Genomic DNA, 18,255 nt, shown 5'->3' with positions numbered 1-18,255 from the left:
CCCAACGTTGGAGCATGTAACTTTTCCAACATGTCGTTCACCCGTTCTGTGGGTGTTGGCAAGCCTACAGCTGGCTCGATTTCATAAGCTGCTGAATTTCATTACGTATTTTCCCTATGTCACGCTGGCACGCCAGTTGCTCATCCAGGGCCAAGGATTTTTTTGAGGATCCTGCTGGAAGCGAGGAGCAGTTTCATGCACGCGTCGACACAGCACGAGACGACCGAAGTCGGTATGGCCGACAAGCTCGCCGAGGTCATGCAGGCCAAGGCGGAACACCAGGGCTGCGGCACCTCCGGTGGTTCGGGCAAGGCCAGCTGCGGTTCGTCCGCCGGCCAGGGCGACCTGCCCACCGAGATCTGGGAAAAGGTGAAGAACCATCCCTGCTACAGTGAAGAAGCCCATCACCACTATGCGCGTATGCACGTTGCGGTCGCGCCCGCCTGCAACATCCAGTGCAACTACTGCAATCGCAAGTATGATTGCGCGAATGAATCCCGCCCCGGCGTGGTCTCCGAGAAGCTGAGCCCCCAGCAGGCGGCGAAGAAGGTGCTCGCGGTCGCCTCCACCATCCCGCAGATGACCGTGCTTGGCATCGCCGGCCCCGGCGACCCGCTGGCCAATCCGGAGAAGACCTTCCAGACCTTCGAGCTGATCAACCGGACTGCCCCCGACATCAAGCTCTGCCTGTCCACCAACGGCCTGGCCCTGCCCGACCATGTGGACACCATCGCCGGCTTCAACGTCGACCACGTGACCATCACCATCAACATGGTGGACCCGGAAGTCGGCGCGAAGATCTATCCGTGGGTGTTCTGGAAGCACAAGCGCTACACCGGCTACGAGGCCGCCAAGCTCCTCACCGACCGGCAGATGCTGGGCCTGGAAATGCTTACCGAGCGTGGCATTCTCTGCAAGGTCAACTCGGTGATGATCCCCGGCATCAACGACAAGCACCTCGTTGAAGTGAACCGGGCGGTGAAGTCCCGCGGCGCGTTCCTGCACAACATCATGCCGCTCATCTCCTCCCCGGAGCACGGCACCGTGTTCGGCCTTAACGGCCAGCGCGGCCCGACCGCCCAGGAGCTCAAGGCGCTCCAGGACGAGTGCGAGGGCGAGATGAACATGATGCGCCACTGCCGCCAGTGCCGCGCCGACGCGGTGGGCCTCCTCGGTGAGGACCGCTCCGCCGAGTTCACCACCGACAAGATCATGGCCATGGAGGTCAATTACGACCTCGAAAGCCGCAAGGCCTACCAGGCCCTGGTCGAGGAAGAGCGCGTGGCCAAGGTGGCCGCGAAGCAGGAGGAGCTGGAGGCTCTCGCCGGCGAGCAGAGCGACATCAAGCTTCTCGTCGCCGTGGCCACCAAGGGCTCGGGCCTCATCAACGAGCACTTCGGCCACGCCAAGGAGTTCCAGGTGTGGGAGCTCTCCACCGGCGGCGCCAAGTTCGTCGGCCATCGCCGCGTCGACCTGTATTGCCAGGGCGGCTACGGCGAGGAGGACAGCCTCGAGACCATCATCCGCGCCATCAACGACTGCCATGCGGTGTTCGTGGCGAAGATCGGCGGCTGCCCGAAGGCCGACCTCGTCAAGGCCGGTATCGAGCCGGTGGACGGGTTCGCCCACGAGTTCATCGAGAAGTCGGCCATCACCTGGTTCAAGGAATACCTCAACAAGGTGAAGACCGGCGAGATCGAGCACGTGGTGCGCGGCGACGCCGAGATCCGTCAAGGCGCCCTCATCAACGCGGCCTGAACGAGGCATCAGGATCTGGATCCGCCCGGCTTGAAAGGGCCCGGGCGGATCTGCCAGCAAGTTGAAGCAAACCGACCGTCCTGCCGATCAGATCGCGCGCTCGGCATCAAAGGAGCATCCCATGACGTTGAAAATCGTGGCGTCGCAGTGCACGAGCTGCTCGGCCTGTGAGCCGGAGTGCCCCAACGTGGCCATTTCGGAGAAGAACGGGACGTTCGTGATCGACCCGAAGAAGTGCACCGAGTGCATCGGTCACTTCGACGTGCCCCAGTGCGCGGCGGTCTGCCCGGTGGACGATACCTGCGTCATCGACAACGCATATCCCCGCTATCAGCCCACCGCGTAAGGAGAGACGCGATGAACTTCACGATGACCCGTTCGGCCCAGCGTTTCATCCGCATGATGATCATGGCCGACGGTGGTCCGAGCGCCGGTTTCCGGATGCATGTGACCCCCGGTGGATGCTCGGGGCTCAATGCCGACATCGCGGTGCTCCAGGAGCCTGCGCCGGGTGATGCGGTGGTGGAGAAGGACGGCCTGAAGCTGTTCCTGCCGGCGGAAAGCCGCCTGCTGCTCGATGGCGTCACCATCGACTTCACCGATACCGCTGCCAAGACCGGCCTGGTGTTCCAGGATCCGAAGGCGACCACCTGCAGCTCGCACACGCACTGAATCGTGACGCTTCTTGTCCGGGGCGGCGTCCCCGTCCCGGACAAGCGTCACGCGCAGCCGGCTCCCGGTCGGAGGGCTGCAGAGGGAAGTAAGGGGATGGGAATGGAAGGCTCGCAGGTTTCGGGCGAACCGGATTTCCTCACCCCCGAGGCGCTCCTGGCGAGCGCCGTGATGGGGGGAGGGCTACCGGAGGACGCGCAGTATCATCTGTGGGAAGCCGGCCTTTCCTACCAACAGGACGAAGTTGCGGAAGCCCATCTGCGGCAGGCTGAGGCGCTGGCGCCGGGCCATGCGGCGGTTCTGATCGGTCTCTACCGTTTCTATTTCTACAAGGGCCGGCTCCGGGAATGCCTGGAGGTGGCGAGGGAGTGCCTCTCCAAGGCTCAGCGGGAGACCAATCTGCCGGCCGACTGGCGGGACGTGCGGGCCGAGGACGCGGAGTTCTCCCGCTACGACCGGCTGATGCCGCGCTTCTTCCTGTTTACGCTGAAAGGCTACGCCTACCTCAACATGCGCCTCGGCGATCTTGAGGAGGGGCGGGCCGCGGTGATGAAGCTGCTGGAGCTCGATCCCACCGACAAGATCGGTGCGAAGCTCTTGCTTGATGTGCTGAACAGGGCAGGGCAGGACGATGACGACTGAAGACGACATCGACGAAGCCAAGACCTGGCTCGGGGAAGACGTTGATTGCTCCTCGTGCGCCCACCAGGACCTCCTGGCGGAGGGTAAATGCCGTCTGCGACGGGCTTGCGTGAACGACCGCTACGCCCGGCGCATAGATCGTTTCTTCAACTGGAATCCGTCCCTCGCCAATTCCTATGTGCGGCACGATCATTTCGAGGTGCGCGCCATAGCAGCCAAGCACGCGGACGTGTTTGTCCTGCCCCCGCTCCTCAATGACCCCGAGGAGACGGTGCGCTGGAATGCGGCGCGGCGCCTGCCGAAGACCAAGATCCTCCCGTTGCGCTACGATCCGCACCGGGAAGTGCGGATCCGCATCGTGTCGCTGCTGGAGGATGCCGACCTCACGCCCATGATGGCGGATGAGGACTATTATGTGCGCCTCGTGGTGGCGCGCCGTATCGCGCCGCCACTGCTGTCGCGCATGGTGGACGACCCGGAGGCCGAGGTTCGCCGGGTGGTGGCCCAGCGCCTGCCGGCCGAATGGCTCCTGTGCATGGTCAATGACAGGAGCGCGCAGGTCCGCCTTGAAGTGGCCCAGCGCCTTGCGCCCGACCTTCTCTCCGCGCTCGTCGCCGATCCGGACTGGCGGGTGCGCTACGAGGTGGCGAGCCGCATCGCGCCCGCCCACGTGTCCCAGCTCATCGATGACGACGACGACTTCGTGCGCGAGGTCGCCCGCTCCCGCGTGCAGGCGGGAGGGGAGCTTGTAAGGGAGATGCCGCTATGAGCAACATTGTTCGTGATAGCGATGTGGTCGAGGTTTCCGAACCGCCTTACTTCAACTTCGGCGAAAAGGTGAAGGCAAAGCGCGTCATCCGCAATGACGGGACGTATGCCGGCAAGGAAATCGGCGAGATTCTCGCGAAAAAAGGCGAGATCGGCTATGTCGTCTCCATCGGGACCTTCCTTCAGCAGTTCTACATTTACGGTGTGGAGTTCACTGAGAGCGGCAATCGCGTCGGCATGAAGCGCAAGGAACTCGAAAGCGCGATCCCGCGCGACGAAGAAGACATTCCCCTGCCCCCTATGCCCGGAGCACCCAAAGCATGATCCTCGAGCCGCGCAACCCGAAGTACCAGTGGGGCATGAAGGTCAAGACCCTCATTGATCTCTACAATGACGGCTCCTATCCGGACGTGCCGGAAGAGGCTCTTCTGGTGGGCCATGGCGCCACCGGCGAGATCGTGCAGGTCGGGACGCACACCGACACCAACACGCCCATTTACCTCATCGAGTTCAACGAGCGCCTGGTGGTGGGTTGCCTCGAGGAAGAAATCGAACCGCTCGAATAGGCTCCGGCCGCAATGGCGGCTCCCTGAGGGAAAGAGACGAGACGATGAGGCTGCCCGCTCATCCGAACGATCTCGACAAGAAGCGCATCGAGCGCGCCATCAAGGCGCGCAAGCGCTATCGCTATGTCACGCCTCGCGTGCTTGCCACGGAGGGCGGGTATCGTATTGAAAGCGCGTGCTGCTCGCGCAATGTGGACCCGGAAGGCGGCATCGTCGATATCGCGCTCCTGCTGTTCGATGCGGACGAGGGCGCGTGGCAGCTGTTCCGCAAGAACCACGGCACCCGGCTGTGGGAACTCGACAGTATCCACGAGCGGCTGAAGGAGGTGCTCGACCTCCTCAATGACGATAGCGAACGCAAATTTTGGCAATGATCTAATTTGGCAATGATCCTGCATGGGGCTCCTTGGCCCGCGACAGAAGACGCGGACGTGTCTCATCTTCGGCAAGGGAGAGTAAGGTTATGGCCCTGAGCGACAGCGACCTCACGGAGATCGAGAAGGTGCTCACCGCCGAGGATACGTCCACGCCGGTCTTCGCCGAGCTGCGTCGCCGGTTTCCGGCCCTGTCGTGGACCCAGTGCGACGCGTCCGATGTCACGGAAGCGCCATTCCGCACCTATTCCCAATTCGACGTCCATCTGCTCGACACCGCCGACCATTGCGCGCACATCACGCTGGATCCCACGCGCGCCACCGGTGTCATTCTCGCCCGGCGGAGCGCGTGATGAGCGACATGGATCTCATCGACGACGCCGATTTTCCGGCGGAGGACGGCGACGAAGGCGAGGCCACGTCCATCTTGCTGTCGGACCCCGACATCACGGTGATCGAGCTTCAGGCCGTGGCCGAGGCGATGCAGGCGCCCCGCCTGTCGAGCGGGCCGCTGGCGGAGGCCTTCGAGGCGGAGTTTGCGGGCTATCTGGGCCGTAAATATGCGGTTGCGGTGCCGAGCGGCACGCTGGGGCTGCTCTATGCCCTCAAGGCCTATGGCGTCGGGCCGGGCGACGAGGTGATCTGCTCGCCTTATTCCTTCCGTGAGACCGTTCACGCGGTCAGCCTGTCCGGTGCGCGGCCGGTCTTCGCCGATATCGACTACTGGGCCGGAACGCTGGTTCCGGACAAGGTGGTCGCGAAGATCACCGAGAAGACCAAGGCCATCGTCGCGGGCAACACCAACGGGCATCCCGCGCCGTGGACCGCGTTCCAGGACCTGGCGCGGGCGCACCGCCTGCCGCTCATCGAGGATTCCACCGAGGCCATCGGCTCGCGCTACAAGGGCGGGCTCGTTGGGTCGTTCGGCGACACAGCCGTGTTCGATTTCTCACAGCCCTTCCCCATCGTGTGCGGCGAAGGCGGCATGGTGGTGACCGACGACATCGACGTGGCCGTGGCGTTGCGGCGCTTCCGCTCCCATCGCCTGGATGAGCGCTCGTCGGTGGTGGTCTCCATGAGCGCACCCTACCAGGGGGCCATGAGCGACGTGACCGCGGCGCTCGGCCTGACCCAATTGAGGCGGCTTGAGGAAATTCTCGAGCAGCGGCGCACGGTCGAGCACCTCTACCTCAAGTACGTCCAGTCCTTCGAGGGGATCAAGGATCCCTTCATCGGCCCGGACGTGACAGAGGTGAACTGGTTTCTCTACGTGGTGCATCTGGGTACCCGCTTTTCCAAGTCGAGCCGCGATGCCATCGTGGACGACCTGAAGGTGGAGAAGGTTGAGTCGGCCGCCTACAGCGCGCCGCTGCATCTGCAGCGCCATTATTTTGACCTCGGCTATCGCCGTGGGGATTTCCTGGTGACTGAAAAAGTGGCCGACCGGGCGATCGCCCTGCCGTTCCACACGCATCTCGCCGAGGGAGAAATCGAGTTCATCGTCGCAACGATGAAGGATGCCTCGATCAACGTAGGGGCGGGCGCCGCCATCTACTGAAGGCTAACAATATCGCACCCCAACCACAAAAGCTGAAACGACAGGAGTTGTTGATGTCCACGGTTACGCTGAAGGTTCTGCCCACCGGAAAGACCATCGAGGTTGCGGAAGGGACGAACCTCCTCGAAGCACTCATCACCGTCGAGCCCGGCCTCGCCGAGCGGCAGAAGACCGACAAGGACGGCAGCGCGTCCCACGTCTTCATCCAGGAGGGCCGCAAGGGTCTTTCCAAGACCACGCGTGAAGAGAACGAGCAGCTCGACGCGATCGTGGGCGTTGGCTCGAAGTCGCGCCTTGCGAAATACATCACGGTGCTGGGCACCGAGAACGTGACGGTGGAACTCCTCGGCGAGTTCTCCGGCCTCTGATCGACAAAAGGGACGCCCCGCCGGGTTGCGGGGCGTCTCATCCCGTCCATGGGCGGGACAAAGAAAATCCGCCCTGCCGCTGGCACGGCAAGGCGGATGGGCAAGATGCCGGACTGGCAGGGATAGGTCCTGCCGCCGGTAGAGTTTTTCGTTTTTTAGGTTCGTCGCGAAGAGGGGATGGGGATCTGCCGATTCGCGACGAGGTCAAAGTGGAGAAGCACGATGGACGCGGAAACGGTTATCATTCACGCCCGGTTTGCTCCCAACGGCACGATCGTGGAAATCAGCGAGCGTCCCGCGGGGCTCGACCCCCAGGATTGGTTCAACTTCCTCTCCTATCAGGCCGCCGACAGCTACCAGGCGCTGGCCGGTGGCCGTGGCGTCTTCCGCCTCACGCGCGCCGCCGTGGACGCGTTCAAGACGGAAGCGACCGCCAAGGCGGCTTGATTGGTCGGGCTATTGAAGCCGCCCGAAGAGTCCGGCGCAATCCGGGCGAATACGTAGCTTCCACCTCGCGCGATGAAGCCTCGCGCGAGGTGGACTGCTTTCCGAAGCATTGCGAATGCTCAAACACCGCCCGCTCCGGCGCGCGGTGTTCTGGCGTGCCCCGAAAAGCGGTCTGCGACGCCGTCCGTGCCGGTGCATGGCGGTCCGGCTCATTGGAGAGCTATCAATGGTCGACGGCCCGCCCGCGGGATTGCGGACGGGCCGTCGGGACGACGTCGTGGTGCGAAGAGGGGCGCTTGCGCCGGGTTCAGGAGGCGGGCGCGGTCACGCCCTTGTCGGCGAGCAGGGCGGTCAGTTCGCCGGCCTGGAACATCTCGCGCACGATGTCGCAGCCGCCGACAAACTCACCCTTGATGTAGAGCTGGGGAATGGTCGGCCAGTTGGAGAAGGCCTTGATGCCCTCGCGCACGAAGGGATCCTGCAGCACGTCGACCGCGCGATAGGGCACCCCCACCTGCGCGAGCACCTGCACCACGGCGGCGGAAAAGCCGCACTGCGGCGCGGCGGGCACGCCTTTCATGAAAAGAACCACGTCGCTCGAGGAAATGATGTCCTGGATGCGATCGGCAGAATTGGCCATGGCAAGAACTCCGCTGTGAAGAAGATTTCAACAAAACGACTGGCGGCCGCCGGCGGCGCTGGCATCCGCTTCAGGCGCCCTATTTCGGGGCGAGGGTTTCGAGCTTCAGGGCATGGAGCGTGCCGCCCATGTGGCCCTGGAGCGCGGCATAGACCATCTGGTGCTGCTGCACCCGGCTCTTGCCCCGGAACGCTTCCGAGGTGATCCGCGCGGCGTAGTGGTCGCCGTCGCCGGCAAGGTCGATGATCACCACCTGCGAGTCCGGAAGGGCCTCCTTCACGAGGCGTTCGATTTCCTCTGCGGCCATGGCCATTGCATTGTCTCCTTCTGTCGCGCGTCCCCATGCAAGGTCGAAACCAAGTGGGGCGGGCGGCGCTCTGGTCCTGCAGGACGCGCGCCCTGTCGTAAACGCGACAGCCTGCTGTCCCGCTTGCTGCACAATGCGCCTTGCGTGGGATCCTTCGGGGAGGCACGGCGTCCTCGCGGGGGTGTTGGGGGGCACCCTGCACTTGTTCCAAGCGGCCCGGCTCTTGCTTTCGAAGTGTCGCCCCATGGAAACGAGACCGGTTATGAGCGATTTGCAACAGCAGGGCCGAACGCGCGTGCGCCGCGCTTTCGCAACGATTCTCGGCACCAACGAGATCGCCTCGGCCGTCGCGGTCGAACTCCATCGGGGCGGCTACAGTGTCGTCCTCTCGCACGATCCCATGCCGCCGGTCATCCGGCGGAAGATGGCGTTTCACGACGCCCTCTATGAGGACGATGTGAGCGTCGATGGCGTGAAGGCGGCGCGCGCGGACACCGGGGTCAAGATCCGTGAAGGCCTGTCACGCAATGAGGTGCTGGTCACCAGCCTGGGGCTTCTGGACCTCATCGTCCTCGGCACCATCGACCTGCTCGTGGATGCCCGCATGAACAAGTATCAGGTCACGCCGGACCTGCGCCGCCTGGCCCAGCTCACCATCGGGCTCGGGCCCGGCTTCAGCGGCGGCGCCAATTGCGACCTTGCGATCGAGACGCGCCCCGGCAAGGAAGGGCAGATCATCCAGCACGGCCCCACCGACGCGCCGGACGGCATCGCCCGTCCGCTCGGGACGGCTGCCTCCGACCGCTTCGTGCGGTCCGCGGTGGCGGGCCGCTGGCATAGCGCCATCGAGATCGGGGCGCGCGTGTTCAAGGATTTCCACATCGGCTATCTCGGCGGGGAGTCGGTCCGTGCTCCGTTCGACGGCATCGTGCGTGGCGTCGTGCGCGACGGAACGGAAGTGCCCGCCGGCGTGAAGCTCCTCGAAATCGACCCGCGCGGTCGCGGCGCCGAGTGGACCGGGCTCGACGCCCGGGCCCTTGTCATCGCCAAGGCGGTGAGCCGGGCGCTGTCCTTCCGCAGCGCGCGGACCACCGACGTTCCGTCCCATCCCTATCTGGTGAAATAAGTCACTCACGCCTTTCGCCAGCCCCAACGAAGGGCCGATGTCATGATCGACCTGCTGCCCAATACGGATGTCATCAATTTCGGCGAGGTGTCGGACGCGGTGAACGCGCTGCTCCAGCAGGGCGTCATCGCATATCGCCGCGATCGCCAGCGGGCGGACGAGCTGTTCCGCCAGGCGCTCGCCACCGCGCCGGCCGAGCTGCCGGTCTATTTCTGCCTCTATAAGATACATACCTATCAGGGCAATCTCGACGAGGCGGAAGCTGCGGCCGAGGGTGGCCTGAAGGAGGCGGCGAGCCAGGCCGGCTGGGACCTGGACTGGCGGCGGTGGGAGCCCCATGACATCCTGCCGGATGGGCCGGGCCGCTTTGCGCTCTATACCTTGAAGGCGCTGGCCTTCATCCATCTGCGCCAGAGCCGGCCGGAGGAGGCGGCGGAGAAGCTCGAGGCCCTGAAGGTCCTCGACCCGACCGGCGCCGTCGGGTGGCCGGTGGTGGCGGCGCTCGCGGAGGGGCTCGACTGAGGCGTGCCGGCGTAACAGGGCCTCATTCCACCGGGTGGGCTTGCCGTTGGCATTGCACTTGCTAATGGAATGTATGACGAGGGGGCAGGAGGCAATGGGCAAATGACTCAGCCAAGTGATCACGGCATTGCCGCTCCGACCACGATGATCTTCCATGGTGAAGTGCGGAGCTTTGACGAATTCGGCGAAGATGAGGCGGTGTTGATGGAATCCATCATCGCTGCCCTGCGAACGGTGAATGACCCTGAAATTCCGGTTAACATTTACGATCTCGGTCTGATCTACCTCATTGAGGTGAAGGATGGCGGGGTTGTCGAGATCGACATGACGCTTACCGCTCCGGGCTGCCCGGTCGCCGGCCAGATGCTGGGCTGGGTGCAGGAGGCGGTTGGCGTCGTTCCGGGTGTTTCCGACGTGAAGATGAAGCTTGTGTTCGATCCCCCGTGGGACAAGTCGCGCATGAGCGACGAGGTCCAGCTGGAGCTGGGACTGATCTGATCCCATCGAGGGGCTTCGACCCTAGAGGGCGATTCAAGGAAGAGAACGCGTTGCCCGATCAGCTTGCGATGCAAGTTGATCGGCGCGTTCACTAGAAATGGCCGGCCAAGCGCCGGCCGTTTCCGTTTTGACGGGGTGGTGGGCGGCGTCAGCCCAGGAACTGCGCAGCGAAGCGGGCGCGCTTCTCCTCGGTGTCCAGGCCCTTCGACAGGGACCATTTGTTCTGCGCGAAGAAGTCCTTGACCGCCCGGGTCACCTCGGCGCCGCGCACATACCAGCGTTCCACCCCGTCGGGGGAGATGAGGGCAGGGCCGTCCGTGCGGTGCACGCTCGCATCCTCAAGCCAGAGCTTGGTTTCGGAATACAGGAACACGCCGGCCTTGCGGGAGAGGTCGTCCCGGTTTTCCTCGCTCACCACGATCATGTCGGCCATTTGCGCTCTCCTTGCCTGAATCGTCCTCAAAACCAAAAAAGAGAACGCGCACTCCGATCGGCGCGCGCTCTCGCCTGCCGCCCGCGTGTCAGTTCGGGAGGCTTTGCGTCACGCCCAGAAGGGCGAGATTGTAGCCTTCCTCACGCAGGACCCGCTGCACCACAGGCCGCGCCAGCATGCGCCGGTAGTGGGCCGAGATGTTGGGCGGCAGCTCCATGCCGGTCTTGTCCGCCCAGAATTCCACATAGAAGAGGATGGGGTCCGCGGCGGAAAAGCGATCGGCCACATAGTCGCGGCCGTCGAGCGCCCGGTCGAGGATGGAGAAGCCCTGGCTGACGATGTCCCGGCCCAGCGTCTCCACCTTTGCGCGGTCGGACGGGCTGGCGGCGAAGGTGGGCGTGGAGAAGATGCGCGCGAAGCCCTGGCCGTGCACGGTGGAAACCACATAGACCATGGTCTCCAGCGCCCGTGTCGCGGCATCGGCCTCGGTGGGCCAGAGCCGGCCCCGTCCGCGGCTGAGCGCGAGCCAGTAGGCAATGGAGACCACCTCCGTGAGGGCGCTGCCGTCCGGCCGCACCAGAGCGGGTATGGTGGATTTGGGGTTCACCGCCACGTATTCCGGCTTGAAATGGTCCCCCGCCGGAAGGTTCACGATATGGGCCTCGAAGATCTCCTCCAGCTCCTCCAATATGATGTGGATGCCCGTGGAGCAGGAGCCGGGCGTCATGTAGAACTTCATCGCGGGCATCGGGTGTTGCTCCTCGCGCGGCTTTTGGTGCGGCGTTGGCGCGGCTCTTGGCGCGGCGTTTGGCGCGCTGCGTCGCGCAGCCGTTTCGGCAGCGGGACGGCGGTCGGCATGCTTCATGCAAATATCGGGGCAGTTCGGGAACTGGCCGCCCGCCGGGCGGAAAGGCCTGACAGTCTGTTTCATTTGCGACAGGGGTCGGCACCTGGGGCTGGATCCGATCAGGTTCAATGGACCTGGGGGCCAGCCGCTCCAGACTTCGGGGCAGAATGCGGAGAATGTCGGATTGCGATGCAACCCGCGCTCCGCGTGCTCCAGGAGGCCGGCGCGTCACGGGCAGGGCGGGAGCGGGAATGTCTGCCGACGAGATCGACGTTTATGCCATTTGCGAAATTGACGATATTGCCCTGGGTGAGGCCAAGGCGTTCGATCTCTCCCGCGTGACCGAGGAGGGGGAGGCGCGGCCCTTCCGCATCGTGATCATTCGCACGGGAGCCTCGGATTTCGCGGGCTATGTGAACGCCTGCCCGCACCAGGGAACCTGGCTCAACATCGGCGGCGGTGAATTTTTCAACAAGGACGGCACGCGTCTGCGTTGCGGCCGCCACGGCTCCCTGTTCGATATTGAGAGCGGCGTCTGCGTGGAAGGCAAGTGCGAGGGCAAGCATCTTGAGCCCATCGCCCTCGCCGTGGTGGGGGACGACGTGTGCCTGTGCGGCGTCAAGCTGGTGGAAGAGGACGTGCGGCCCTTCCCGTATGACGATTTCGACGACACCATGGAGATCATGATCTCGCCCGACTGAAACGGGCCGGGAGCGGTTTGGAAGACGATGTCCGGGGTGGAGACGGAATGACAGGTGATACGGGGATGACGGTGGCGGAAGCGGGCGAATGCCGCTTCTACACGACCTATACTGGGGTAAGGATGCCCTTCCGGCTGGTCGAGGCCATTCCGCAGGAGCAGCTGACCCATCGCAATACGTTCATCCGCGCCTATTTCGACGCGGATGGGGTGCTGACGGGTTTCGACAAGATGGTCTATGGCGAGATCGAGCTGGCGCACCGCTACCAGTATCACGGCAACGGCGCCCTGTGCCGGGCCGAGGTGACCATGGACGAGGAGACGGTGGTGCTCGCCTTCGACGAGGCCGGCGCGCCGCTGGGGCCGGCCTGAACATGGCGATGGCTGCGCTCACTTCAACGGGAAACGGGATGTCGCGGGAGGGACGGTCATGACGGTGGCACAACTCCTCGAGGCGCTCGGCAAGCTGCCGCCGGACGCGGTGGTGCTGATGGAAAGCGACGGTGGGCTCTCCCTCGTCTCTGCGCTCGATTTCGTCGAGGCCCAGGGCGCGGGCGCCCCGGCGGAGGTGATCCTCCTGCCTAACATGGACGAATAGGCGGGGCGTGGCCTTGTCGGCCAAGCCCCGATCCGCGAACCCTTTGCGCGAGGTTGACCCATGTCCGACACGGTCGAGGCGGTTACAATGTTCGAGCGCCTGGGCGGCGCAGTGGTCATCGACCGGCTGGTGGAAGCCTTCTATCACCGCATGGACACGCTGCCGGAGGCCGAGGGCATTCGCGGCATGCATGCTGACGACCTCTCCCAGACCAAGCAGGTGCTGAAACGCTACCTCACCGAATGGACCGGCGGTCCCAAGCTCTATTCGGTGGAGAAGGGGCATCCGCGCCTGCGCCAACGGCATATGGGCTTCGCCATCGGCAACAGCGAGCGCGACGCGTGGCTGCTGTGCATGCGCGGGGCGCTGGAGGAGACGGTAGCGGACCAGGCGGCGCGGGATGAGGTCTATGGCGCCATGGCGAAGCTTGCCGACTGGATGCGCAACACCGCCGGCAATCCCCACGATACGGTGGGCCACGCGGCGCGGCCCTGAGGGGCGGCCTGACGACGTGCGGTTGCCGCGCGTTTGGGGCCAGCTCGGCCGGGCCTGGGCGTCACCGCCCGCGCTGTGTGCCGCCGAAAAGCGTCAGGCTGGAAGGGGCCTGACCAGGGCTTGCGTTCGCGCCGGCTTGCGGCAAGCGACCTGAGGCCCGGTGGCGAAGCGCGTTTTTCGCACGGAGTGGTATGGGCTTCGCGCTAGAGCACGCGCCGATCTGCCTGCATCGCAAGCTGATCGGAGAACGCGTTCTCTTTCTTGCGTTTAGAGGGCGATTCACCGAGCAAATGGATTCCATTTGCTCGGACCGCGCTCTAAAGCGGGACGCCGAAGAAGTCCTCGTCCGAGCCCCCCCAGGCCTGGTGCAAGGCGAGCGCGCTGCGCCATTTCGCCATTTCCTCGTCGGAAGCGCTGCGATGGGTGATCTTGCCTTCCGGCTTTTCCGCCAGGAGGTAGGACTTGGCGTTGCGCAGGAAGCGGTTGAGGTCCTTGGTGTCGTTCGGGCGAACGACGCACCGGGGGGCCTCGTCGATGAGAATCGTCGTCGGGAGCATCGCCGAATCTCCTTGTCGCGGCTGGTGTAACGCGCGTGCTGTGTACCGCGGCTGGCATGCCGCGCTGGGCTGGAGCGCGCACCGATCAGCCTGCTGTGCAACCTGACCGGATCACGCGTTCAAGGCCATCAGGGATAGGGGCGGGCGCGGTGCCCGCCCGCTGCGTCAGAAGCCGTCCTGCTTCGTGCCCCAGGGATGGGAGCCCGGAACGAAAGCCGCCTTGATGCCGGCTTTCGCGATGTCTTCCATGGTCTTGTAGAAGGTGCCCTCGTGCACCAGCGTTCCGGTCTTGGTGGTGATTGCCACATACTTGGCCACCTTGTCCGTCTCGCACAGATAGCCACCGCCGGGATCGGAGACGCTGCGGGCGTTACCGTCCCAGTCGATGAAAAAACCGTCAATCGTCGACATGCCTTACTCCGCAGGTTTGGCGGGGCCTACCGCGGCGGCCCCGCTCCATGTCGCGGAGCAAGGTTCTTGCCAGACGCGGAGACGCGCATCCGGATGTCGGAGAGGCGACAGTGTCGCGGATCCAACAGCACTATGGCGCGCGCGTGTGCTTCGTGACATGCCGAATTGTCCAGCAATATGGATCACGAATATTGAAAATTCTGGCCGATGATCTAAAATGTGCAAGTTATTTTTTGATTTCGCCGGAGAGATGTTATGGCCGAATTGACCCGACGCATGGCGTCGTTGAGCGACGTGCAGGGCATCTGGGGCCTGCTGCGCCAGGTGTCGCCCGAGATCCCCTTCAAGCTGGAGGATGATCTGGAGCAGGAAAGCCTGCTGTCCGAGCTGATGGCGTGCTGCACTTCCGGCCTGTCGCCGGTGCTGGTGGACAATGAGAAGGGCATCGTGGGCGCGCTCCTCGCGCGGCGCGACGATTTCGAGTGGTGCTTCCGCAACAGCGAGGCCATCCACGTGGCTTATGCCGCCGTGGCGCCGGCGGTGCGCGAGGATAAGGTGCTGCCCGCCCTTCTCGGCGAACTGCAGGAGAAGAAGGTTCCGCTTCTGGCCAGCGTCAAGAGCGGGGAGCAGCTGGGCTTCGCCGCCGCGCTCGGCGAGCTGGGCTTCACCCATGAGGCGAAGGCGGAAAGCGGTTGGGGCGACCTTTACCAATGGACCCCGCCGCCGTCGGTCCACAACTGACAGAACGCCTGTTGTCTCAATGGCTTGGACGCCATGGTCATGAGCCGGCGGTCTGCCGTCGACTGGCCGGGGGTGGGCCGGATTGAAGCGGCCTGAACTCAGCGTGGACGGTCCGGGTGTGGCCCGGGCTGTTCGCTCAGGGTCCGTCTTCGGAGTGATCTGGAGCGTTTTCGAGCAAAGCGGATCCTGAATCCGCGCGCAGAAAACGCGTTCAGTCAGAAATTTTAAGCGATTTTTCCCTGAGTCGGGGCGCGCAGAAAGCGCTTTGACTTGGAAATAGAGAGCGCGTGCTCCAGGTCGTGGCGGGTTGCCGTCAGGGGAGACGCCGCCTGTCGCTAGTCGCAAGATGTGAGGTGGGGTCACCGGTCATATCGAGGGGCGTCGCATCGCAGCGGGGCTTTCGCCTGCCTGCGTGCCGCTCGGGAGGGGCTGCATTTGCCGCAGAGTTTGCGGGGGAGGCGGTCAGACGATGTCGTCGCTCTCCGGCCGCGCCTGTATTTCCGCTAGTGCGGTATCCACCACAGCCCGGCAGGCGACGAGGCGCTGGTGCTCCGCTTCGCTGATGGTCACCATTGCGCCGGGCGCATCGCCACCGGCCGGCGGCCGCCCCGCAAGGGCCGCTTCGAAAAGGGTGCGTTCCAGCTGAAAGATGCGCTCGCTCGCTCGCTCCAGATAGGGCAGGGGATTCGCCCGGACATTCTGCTCATGCAGGGCGTCGAGACTCAGCAGCTCCCGGAACCGCTTCTCCTTGCGCCGCTTTCCGGCGCCGAAATCATGCTCGATCACGCTCATGGTGGCCTCCCAGATGGCCTCCCGCCTGACGGGATCCGATGAAACGTTTTTGAGCTTGGACCAAGTCGGCAAATATTTCCATCCCAAATCGACAGAAAAACCCGCCCGAATCCGGTCATGGAATAGTTGATGTTCCTGGCTTTTGAAAGCGGACGCGGCCAAGAAGGCAGGCTTGGCGCATCCCGCGGCTCGGCGGGATGCGCTGGCGAGGCCATCCTCAGTCGAGGGGCGGACCCATGTCGTCGTCGGCTTTCTTCTTGCCCTTCTTCTCGGTCTTGGCCTGGGCGTAGGCGCCGCCATTCTTCATCTGAACGGGACCCTGGCCCACGACATACTGGGAGATCCAGAACAGGGTGCGCTCCTGCGCCTTCGAGGCCGCCTCGGCATTGTAGGCCGGGCCGGCGGCGTAGCCGAAACCGCGGGTGGCTTCGGGATAGGAGAAGGCGGAAACGTCGGGCCGGCGGGCACGGAACTGGATGATCTCCTCCTCGGAAATGAGCGGATCCTTCTCGGCAAAATGGATCAGGGTCGGAATGCGGCGCTTCTCCATGACCACCTCCAGGAGCCCGTCGGCATGATAGCCGATGGCGCAGGCGAGGCCGGAGACCTTGTTGGCGGCGAGATAGGCGAGGAAACCACCCCAGGAATAGCCCACGAGCGCGACCTTGCCAGCATCCTTCACCGTATCGACAGTGGCCTGGATGGCCTCGATCGGCCATTCGGTGCCAAGCTCGGTGGTGAGCGAGCGACCCTCTTCGTCAGCCGAGGCATCAAGTTCGATGTTGGACTTCACCTTGTCGAACAAGGCGGGCGCAACCGCGACATAGCCGGCGGCGGCAAAGCCGTCCGCAATCTTGCGAATGTCGGCATTCACACCGAACACGTCCTGCAAGACCACCACGGCGCCCTTGGGCGTGCCTTCGGGATCCGCCCGATAGGCGGAGAATTTCACGTCGTTTGCTGTGACTTCGATCATGGCATCCTCGGTTCTCGAGCGTCTTCTCGAACGGGGCAGGGGCGCTCGCTCTGCCATTCATCCACGACATTGCCATGCAGTTAGGATGCCAGAATCAGTGTCTGGCCTCTTGTCCATTCCGGAATATTACGGATGTGCCCCGGATGGATGGCGCGCGCCGGTGCGCTAGACTGCGACCGACTGTCAGTCGCGATGCTGCGGACAGGTTCAGCCGGCGGACCAGGCCGCCGGCTGAACCTGTCTCCCCCCTGCTTCGGGCCGGTGTCAGCTTGTGGGGGCAAGCCTCTGGCGGGCGACCTCGGCCACAGGCGGGACCGAATCTTCGGCCAGGGCGGGCAGAAACCGCGGGTCGATCCGTTCCGCGACGACGAAGCGGACGCGCATGTCGGGGTCCGCCACGAGGGGGGCGAGGCGCTCGGGTTCCAGATGCTCGGCCACCACGACCCGCACGAGAGGGTCGTCGTCATTGACCATGCGGGCGAGGTGGCCCTGGGGCAGCCGCCGCGCCACCACGCGCCGCACATCGGTTTCCGGATCGTGCATGAGATAGACCAGCGCGTCCGGAGGCGCGCGCCGAGCCGCGGCGATGCGCACCTGGTAGTCGCTATCGCCAAGCAAGGCCACGAGGTCGTTGCCCTCCATGCGCTCCGCGAGCGCGATCCGAACCCGGGCCTCAGGGTCGAACCGCATGTCCCTGATCCGGGCGAGGGGCAGGCGCGCGGCGGCGACGACCCGCACGTCCGGCTCCGGGTCATCCTTCAGCGGGGTGAGCAGGAACACGCTGGCGTGCTTGGCGGCCAGCGCGCGGACCTCGAAATAGGGATGATCCAGATAGCGCGCCGCCAGCGCTGCGTTCTGGGAGAAGAAGCGATCAATGCGCTTGCGCCGACGGTCGGCCACACAGATCTTGCCGAGGTCGCAGCGGCCTTCGGCGTGAATGTCCTCGTGGGGGCAATCCTGGCAGCGCAACGGGCGCCCCTGCCAGTCGAGGGCTTCGGCAGCGGTATCTGGCTCTCCGGCCATATATGCGGACATGAGCAGTCCTCCCGCCCCCAATCTAGGAGGGAAGGCGAAGCTGTGCCAGAGGGGGCCGCGCGACCGCATCCATGTCGCCGACACCCATCAAAATACCGCCTCCGGAATCGGCGCGAGCGGCCGATCCCAGAGGCGTATCAAGGTCAAGGGCGAAACGGGTGCCCTTCGCGCGGCAAGGCAATCAAAATGGGTCGAGCATCTTCCCTGAAACATCGGAAGCGGAAAATGCCCCCGGCGATCAGCCGAACTTGAAGAGCACGCCGTAGCCGCCGCGCGGATAGTTCCACTCGATGTCGCCCGAAGGCTCGCCGATGATGCGGCAGGTGCCGCACTCGACACAGCCATCGGCGGTGATTTCCACCTGGCCCTTGTCATTCATCTCGTAGCAGCGGGCGGGGCAGGCCGTGAGCAGGGCCTTGAGGGC

General features: G+C 64.4%; 30 protein-coding genes. 20 read left to right on the top strand and 10 right to left on the bottom strand.

Features of this window, described 5'->3' with window-relative positions; all coding sequences use genetic code 11:
- Positions 1 to 195: 195 nt before the first annotated feature.
- The 12 genes from nifB to K9U40_RS09150 all read left to right on the top strand — a co-directional run bounded on the left by nifB (position 196) and on the right by K9U40_RS09150 (position 7,153).
- Entirely contained in the window at positions 196 to 1,758 is a 1,563-nt protein-coding gene (gene nifB, locus K9U40_RS09205) for a nitrogenase cofactor biosynthesis protein NifB (RefSeq protein WP_282889898.1), read from the top strand.
- A 121-nt stretch (positions 1,759 to 1,879) separates the two neighbouring features.
- Positions 1,880 to 2,104: a 4Fe-4S binding protein gene (locus K9U40_RS09200; protein WP_011995790.1), complete on the top strand. Its 225-nt coding sequence runs from the start codon at positions 1,880 to 1,882 to the stop codon at positions 2,102 to 2,104.
- A gap of 11 nt (positions 2,105 to 2,115) precedes the next feature.
- Positions 2,116 to 2,430, top strand: a complete 315-nt coding sequence (locus K9U40_RS09195; protein WP_282889897.1) for a HesB/IscA family protein — start codon at positions 2,116 to 2,118, stop codon at positions 2,428 to 2,430.
- 102 nt (positions 2,431 to 2,532) lie between these two features.
- Positions 2,533 to 3,072 carry a hypothetical protein gene (locus K9U40_RS09190; protein WP_282889896.1) on the top strand — a complete coding sequence of 180 codons (540 nt, stop codon included), beginning with the start codon at positions 2,533 to 2,535 and terminating at the stop codon, positions 3,070 to 3,072.
- Positions 3,062 to 3,841 carry a 4Fe4S-binding leucine-rich repeat protein gene (locus tag K9U40_RS09185; RefSeq protein ID WP_282889895.1) on the top strand — a complete coding sequence of 260 codons (780 nt, stop codon included), beginning with the start codon at positions 3,062 to 3,064 and terminating at the stop codon, positions 3,839 to 3,841. Before K9U40_RS09190 ends, K9U40_RS09185 begins: the two co-directional genes overlap by 11 nt.
- Positions 3,838 to 4,164 carry a nitrogen fixation protein NifZ gene (locus tag K9U40_RS09180; RefSeq protein ID WP_282889894.1) on the top strand — a complete coding sequence of 109 codons (327 nt, stop codon included), beginning with the start codon at positions 3,838 to 3,840 and terminating at the stop codon, positions 4,162 to 4,164. Before K9U40_RS09185 ends, K9U40_RS09180 begins: the two co-directional genes overlap by 4 nt.
- Positions 4,164 to 4,406, top strand: coding sequence for a nitrogen fixation protein NifZ (locus tag K9U40_RS09175; protein WP_282889920.1), 243 nt, complete (start codon positions 4,164 to 4,166; stop codon positions 4,404 to 4,406). Before K9U40_RS09180 ends, K9U40_RS09175 begins: the two co-directional genes overlap by 1 nt.
- 44 nt (positions 4,407 to 4,450) lie before the next feature.
- Positions 4,451 to 4,780: a hypothetical protein gene (locus tag K9U40_RS09170; RefSeq protein ID WP_282889893.1), complete on the top strand. Its 330-nt coding sequence runs from the start codon at positions 4,451 to 4,453 to the stop codon at positions 4,778 to 4,780.
- 89 nt (positions 4,781 to 4,869) lie between these two features.
- Entirely contained in the window at positions 4,870 to 5,133 is a 264-nt protein-coding gene (locus tag K9U40_RS09165; RefSeq protein WP_282889892.1) for a hypothetical protein, read from the top strand.
- Entirely contained in the window at positions 5,133 to 6,338 is a 1,206-nt protein-coding gene (locus K9U40_RS09160; protein WP_282889891.1) for a DegT/DnrJ/EryC1/StrS family aminotransferase, read from the top strand. The genes K9U40_RS09165 and K9U40_RS09160 overlap by 1 nt, the downstream gene beginning before the upstream one ends.
- Before the next feature lie 53 nt (positions 6,339 to 6,391).
- A complete protein-coding gene (locus K9U40_RS09155) occupies positions 6,392 to 6,706 on the top strand; it encodes a ferredoxin (protein WP_282889890.1) in 315 nt (104 codons plus the stop codon).
- A 222-nt stretch (positions 6,707 to 6,928) separates the two neighbouring features.
- Complete coding sequence (locus tag K9U40_RS09150; RefSeq protein ID WP_282889889.1) at positions 6,929 to 7,153, top strand: hypothetical protein; 225 nt, start codon at positions 6,929 to 6,931, stop codon at positions 7,151 to 7,153.
- A 307-nt stretch (positions 7,154 to 7,460) separates the two neighbouring features.
- On the opposite strand, the gene grxD is transcribed toward K9U40_RS09150, so the two are convergent.
- Both grxD and K9U40_RS09140 read right to left on the bottom strand, forming a co-directional pair.
- A complete protein-coding gene (gene grxD / locus K9U40_RS09145; protein WP_282889888.1) occupies positions 7,461 to 7,793 on the bottom strand; it encodes a Grx4 family monothiol glutaredoxin in 333 nt (110 codons plus the stop codon).
- Between the two features lie 79 nt (positions 7,794 to 7,872).
- The gene (locus tag K9U40_RS09140; RefSeq protein ID WP_282889887.1) at positions 7,873 to 8,106 is read right to left on the bottom strand and encodes a BolA family protein; all 234 of its coding nucleotides are present in this window, start codon (positions 8,104 to 8,106) and stop codon (positions 7,873 to 7,875) included.
- Between the two features lie 256 nt (positions 8,107 to 8,362).
- Between K9U40_RS09140 and K9U40_RS09135 the strand changes: the two genes are divergently transcribed.
- From K9U40_RS09135 to K9U40_RS09125, 3 genes are all read left to right on the top strand, one after another.
- Entirely contained in the window at positions 8,363 to 9,226 is an 864-nt protein-coding gene (locus tag K9U40_RS09135; RefSeq protein WP_282889886.1) for a xanthine dehydrogenase, read from the top strand.
- Positions 9,227 to 9,268: 42 nt separating this feature from the next.
- Positions 9,269 to 9,748 (top strand): hypothetical protein, encoded by a 480-nt coding sequence (locus K9U40_RS09130; RefSeq protein ID WP_282889885.1) that lies wholly within the window; start codon positions 9,269 to 9,271, stop codon positions 9,746 to 9,748.
- A gap of 102 nt (positions 9,749 to 9,850) precedes the next feature.
- A complete protein-coding gene (locus tag K9U40_RS09125) occupies positions 9,851 to 10,246 on the top strand; it encodes a DUF59 domain-containing protein (protein WP_414114935.1) in 396 nt (131 codons plus the stop codon).
- A 148-nt stretch (positions 10,247 to 10,394) separates the two neighbouring features.
- On the opposite strand, the gene K9U40_RS09120 is transcribed toward K9U40_RS09125, so the two are convergent.
- Both K9U40_RS09120 and K9U40_RS09115 read right to left on the bottom strand, forming a co-directional pair.
- Complete coding sequence (locus tag K9U40_RS09120) at positions 10,395 to 10,679, bottom strand: aldehyde dehydrogenase (protein WP_282889884.1); 285 nt, start codon at positions 10,677 to 10,679, stop codon at positions 10,395 to 10,397.
- An 88-nt stretch (positions 10,680 to 10,767) separates the two neighbouring features.
- Complete coding sequence (locus K9U40_RS09115) at positions 10,768 to 11,418, bottom strand: glutathione S-transferase family protein (RefSeq protein ID WP_282889918.1); 651 nt, start codon at positions 11,416 to 11,418, stop codon at positions 10,768 to 10,770.
- 359 nt (positions 11,419 to 11,777) lie between these two features.
- Between K9U40_RS09115 and K9U40_RS09110 the strand changes: the two genes are divergently transcribed.
- From K9U40_RS09110 to K9U40_RS09095, 4 genes are read left to right on the top strand one after another with little or no spacing between them, the layout of a single operon-like run.
- Complete coding sequence (locus K9U40_RS09110; RefSeq protein ID WP_282889883.1) at positions 11,778 to 12,227, top strand: Rieske (2Fe-2S) protein; 450 nt, start codon at positions 11,778 to 11,780, stop codon at positions 12,225 to 12,227.
- Positions 12,228 to 12,274: 47 nt separating this feature from the next.
- Positions 12,275 to 12,598, top strand: coding sequence for a DUF6156 family protein (locus K9U40_RS09105; protein ID WP_282889882.1), 324 nt, complete (start codon positions 12,275 to 12,277; stop codon positions 12,596 to 12,598).
- Positions 12,599 to 12,656: 58 nt separating this feature from the next.
- Positions 12,657 to 12,824, top strand: coding sequence for a hypothetical protein (locus K9U40_RS09100; RefSeq protein ID WP_188079439.1), 168 nt, complete (start codon positions 12,657 to 12,659; stop codon positions 12,822 to 12,824).
- 60 nt (positions 12,825 to 12,884) lie between these two features.
- On the top strand, positions 12,885 to 13,319 hold the full coding sequence (locus tag K9U40_RS09095) for a group II truncated hemoglobin (protein ID WP_282889881.1): 435 nt from the start codon (positions 12,885 to 12,887) through the stop codon (positions 13,317 to 13,319).
- A gap of 317 nt (positions 13,320 to 13,636) precedes the next feature.
- Here K9U40_RS09095 and K9U40_RS09090 read toward each other — a convergent pair whose 3' ends face one another.
- Together K9U40_RS09090 and K9U40_RS09085 are read right to left on the bottom strand one after the other, a co-directional pair.
- Positions 13,637 to 13,876: a hypothetical protein gene (locus K9U40_RS09090; RefSeq protein WP_282889880.1), complete on the bottom strand. Its 240-nt coding sequence runs from the start codon at positions 13,874 to 13,876 to the stop codon at positions 13,637 to 13,639.
- 165 nt (positions 13,877 to 14,041) lie between these two features.
- The gene (locus K9U40_RS09085; RefSeq protein ID WP_282889879.1) at positions 14,042 to 14,287 is read right to left on the bottom strand and encodes a hypothetical protein; all 246 of its coding nucleotides are present in this window, start codon (positions 14,285 to 14,287) and stop codon (positions 14,042 to 14,044) included.
- 255 nt (positions 14,288 to 14,542) lie between these two features.
- Here K9U40_RS09085 and K9U40_RS09080 point away from each other — a divergent pair, with 255 nt between their 5' ends.
- Positions 14,543 to 15,028: a hypothetical protein gene (locus K9U40_RS09080; RefSeq protein ID WP_282889878.1), complete on the top strand. Its 486-nt coding sequence runs from the start codon at positions 14,543 to 14,545 to the stop codon at positions 15,026 to 15,028.
- A 462-nt stretch (positions 15,029 to 15,490) separates the two neighbouring features.
- Here the strand turns inward: K9U40_RS09080 and K9U40_RS09075 are convergent, their stop codons facing one another.
- The 4 genes from K9U40_RS09075 to K9U40_RS09060 all read right to left on the bottom strand — a co-directional run.
- Complete coding sequence (locus K9U40_RS09075) at positions 15,491 to 15,820, bottom strand: hypothetical protein (RefSeq protein WP_282889877.1); 330 nt, start codon at positions 15,818 to 15,820, stop codon at positions 15,491 to 15,493.
- A 217-nt stretch (positions 15,821 to 16,037) separates the two neighbouring features.
- A complete protein-coding gene (locus K9U40_RS09070) occupies positions 16,038 to 16,796 on the bottom strand; it encodes a dienelactone hydrolase family protein (RefSeq protein WP_282889876.1) in 759 nt (252 codons plus the stop codon).
- A 264-nt stretch (positions 16,797 to 17,060) separates the two neighbouring features.
- Positions 17,061 to 17,831, bottom strand: a complete 771-nt coding sequence (locus K9U40_RS09065; RefSeq protein WP_282889875.1) for a 4Fe4S-binding leucine-rich repeat protein — start codon at positions 17,829 to 17,831, stop codon at positions 17,061 to 17,063.
- A gap of 238 nt (positions 17,832 to 18,069) precedes the next feature.
- Positions 18,070 to 18,255: ferredoxin family protein (locus K9U40_RS09060; RefSeq protein ID WP_282889874.1), on the bottom strand; the 186-nt coding region annotated here is incomplete at its 5' end.

This window comes from Xanthobacter autotrophicus, from assembly GCF_030015065.1.
GTDB lineage: Bacteria > Pseudomonadota > Alphaproteobacteria > Rhizobiales > Xanthobacteraceae > Xanthobacter > Xanthobacter autotrophicus_D.
The sequence above is the reverse complement of the archived record's forward strand: the minus strand, read 5'-3'. Positions and strand labels throughout refer to the sequence as shown.

Coding starts and splice junctions, on each gene's coding strand:
- nifB (WP_282889898.1), top strand. CDS start 196: ATGCACGCGTCGACACAGCACGAGACGACCGAAGTCGGTATGGCCGAC.
- K9U40_RS09200 (WP_011995790.1), top strand. CDS start 1,880: ATGACGTTGAAAATCGTGGCGTCGCAGTGCACGAGCTGCTCGGCCTGT.
- K9U40_RS09195 (WP_282889897.1), top strand. CDS start 2,116: ATGAACTTCACGATGACCCGTTCGGCCCAGCGTTTCATCCGCATGATG.
- K9U40_RS09190 (WP_282889896.1), top strand. CDS start 2,533: ATGGAAGGCTCGCAGGTTTCGGGCGAACCGGATTTCCTCACCCCCGAG.
- K9U40_RS09185 (WP_282889895.1), top strand. CDS start 3,062: ATGACGACTGAAGACGACATCGACGAAGCCAAGACCTGGCTCGGGGAA.
- K9U40_RS09180 (WP_282889894.1), top strand. CDS start 3,838: ATGAGCAACATTGTTCGTGATAGCGATGTGGTCGAGGTTTCCGAACCG.
- K9U40_RS09170 (WP_282889893.1), top strand. CDS start 4,451: ATGAGGCTGCCCGCTCATCCGAACGATCTCGACAAGAAGCGCATCGAG.
- K9U40_RS09165 (WP_282889892.1), top strand. CDS start 4,870: ATGGCCCTGAGCGACAGCGACCTCACGGAGATCGAGAAGGTGCTCACC.
- K9U40_RS09160 (WP_282889891.1), top strand. CDS start 5,133: ATGAGCGACATGGATCTCATCGACGACGCCGATTTTCCGGCGGAGGAC.
- K9U40_RS09155 (WP_282889890.1), top strand. CDS start 6,392: ATGTCCACGGTTACGCTGAAGGTTCTGCCCACCGGAAAGACCATCGAG.
- K9U40_RS09150 (WP_282889889.1), top strand. CDS start 6,929: ATGGACGCGGAAACGGTTATCATTCACGCCCGGTTTGCTCCCAACGGC.
- grxD (WP_282889888.1), bottom strand. CDS start 7,793: ATGGCCAATTCTGCCGATCGCATCCAGGACATCATTTCCTCGAGCGAC.
- K9U40_RS09140 (WP_282889887.1), bottom strand. CDS start 8,106: ATGGCCATGGCCGCAGAGGAAATCGAACGCCTCGTGAAGGAGGCCCTT.
- K9U40_RS09135 (WP_282889886.1), top strand. CDS start 8,363: ATGAGCGATTTGCAACAGCAGGGCCGAACGCGCGTGCGCCGCGCTTTC.
- K9U40_RS09130 (WP_282889885.1), top strand. CDS start 9,269: ATGATCGACCTGCTGCCCAATACGGATGTCATCAATTTCGGCGAGGTG.
- K9U40_RS09125 (WP_414114935.1), top strand. CDS start 9,851: ATGACTCAGCCAAGTGATCACGGCATTGCCGCTCCGACCACGATGATC.
- K9U40_RS09120 (WP_282889884.1), bottom strand. CDS start 10,679: ATGGCCGACATGATCGTGGTGAGCGAGGAAAACCGGGACGACCTCTCC.
- K9U40_RS09115 (WP_282889918.1), bottom strand. CDS start 11,418: ATGAAGTTCTACATGACGCCCGGCTCCTGCTCCACGGGCATCCACATC.
- K9U40_RS09110 (WP_282889883.1), top strand. CDS start 11,778: ATGTCTGCCGACGAGATCGACGTTTATGCCATTTGCGAAATTGACGAT.
- K9U40_RS09105 (WP_282889882.1), top strand. CDS start 12,275: ATGACAGGTGATACGGGGATGACGGTGGCGGAAGCGGGCGAATGCCGC.
- K9U40_RS09100 (WP_188079439.1), top strand. CDS start 12,657: ATGACGGTGGCACAACTCCTCGAGGCGCTCGGCAAGCTGCCGCCGGAC.
- K9U40_RS09095 (WP_282889881.1), top strand. CDS start 12,885: ATGTCCGACACGGTCGAGGCGGTTACAATGTTCGAGCGCCTGGGCGGC.
- K9U40_RS09090 (WP_282889880.1), bottom strand. CDS start 13,876: ATGCTCCCGACGACGATTCTCATCGACGAGGCCCCCCGGTGCGTCGTT.
- K9U40_RS09085 (WP_282889879.1), bottom strand. CDS start 14,287: ATGTCGACGATTGACGGTTTTTTCATCGACTGGGACGGTAACGCCCGC.
- K9U40_RS09080 (WP_282889878.1), top strand. CDS start 14,543: ATGGCCGAATTGACCCGACGCATGGCGTCGTTGAGCGACGTGCAGGGC.
- K9U40_RS09075 (WP_282889877.1), bottom strand. CDS start 15,820: ATGAGCGTGATCGAGCATGATTTCGGCGCCGGAAAGCGGCGCAAGGAG.
- K9U40_RS09070 (WP_282889876.1), bottom strand. CDS start 16,796: ATGATCGAAGTCACAGCAAACGACGTGAAATTCTCCGCCTATCGGGCG.
- K9U40_RS09065 (WP_282889875.1), bottom strand. CDS start 17,831: ATGTCCGCATATATGGCCGGAGAGCCAGATACCGCTGCCGAAGCCCTC.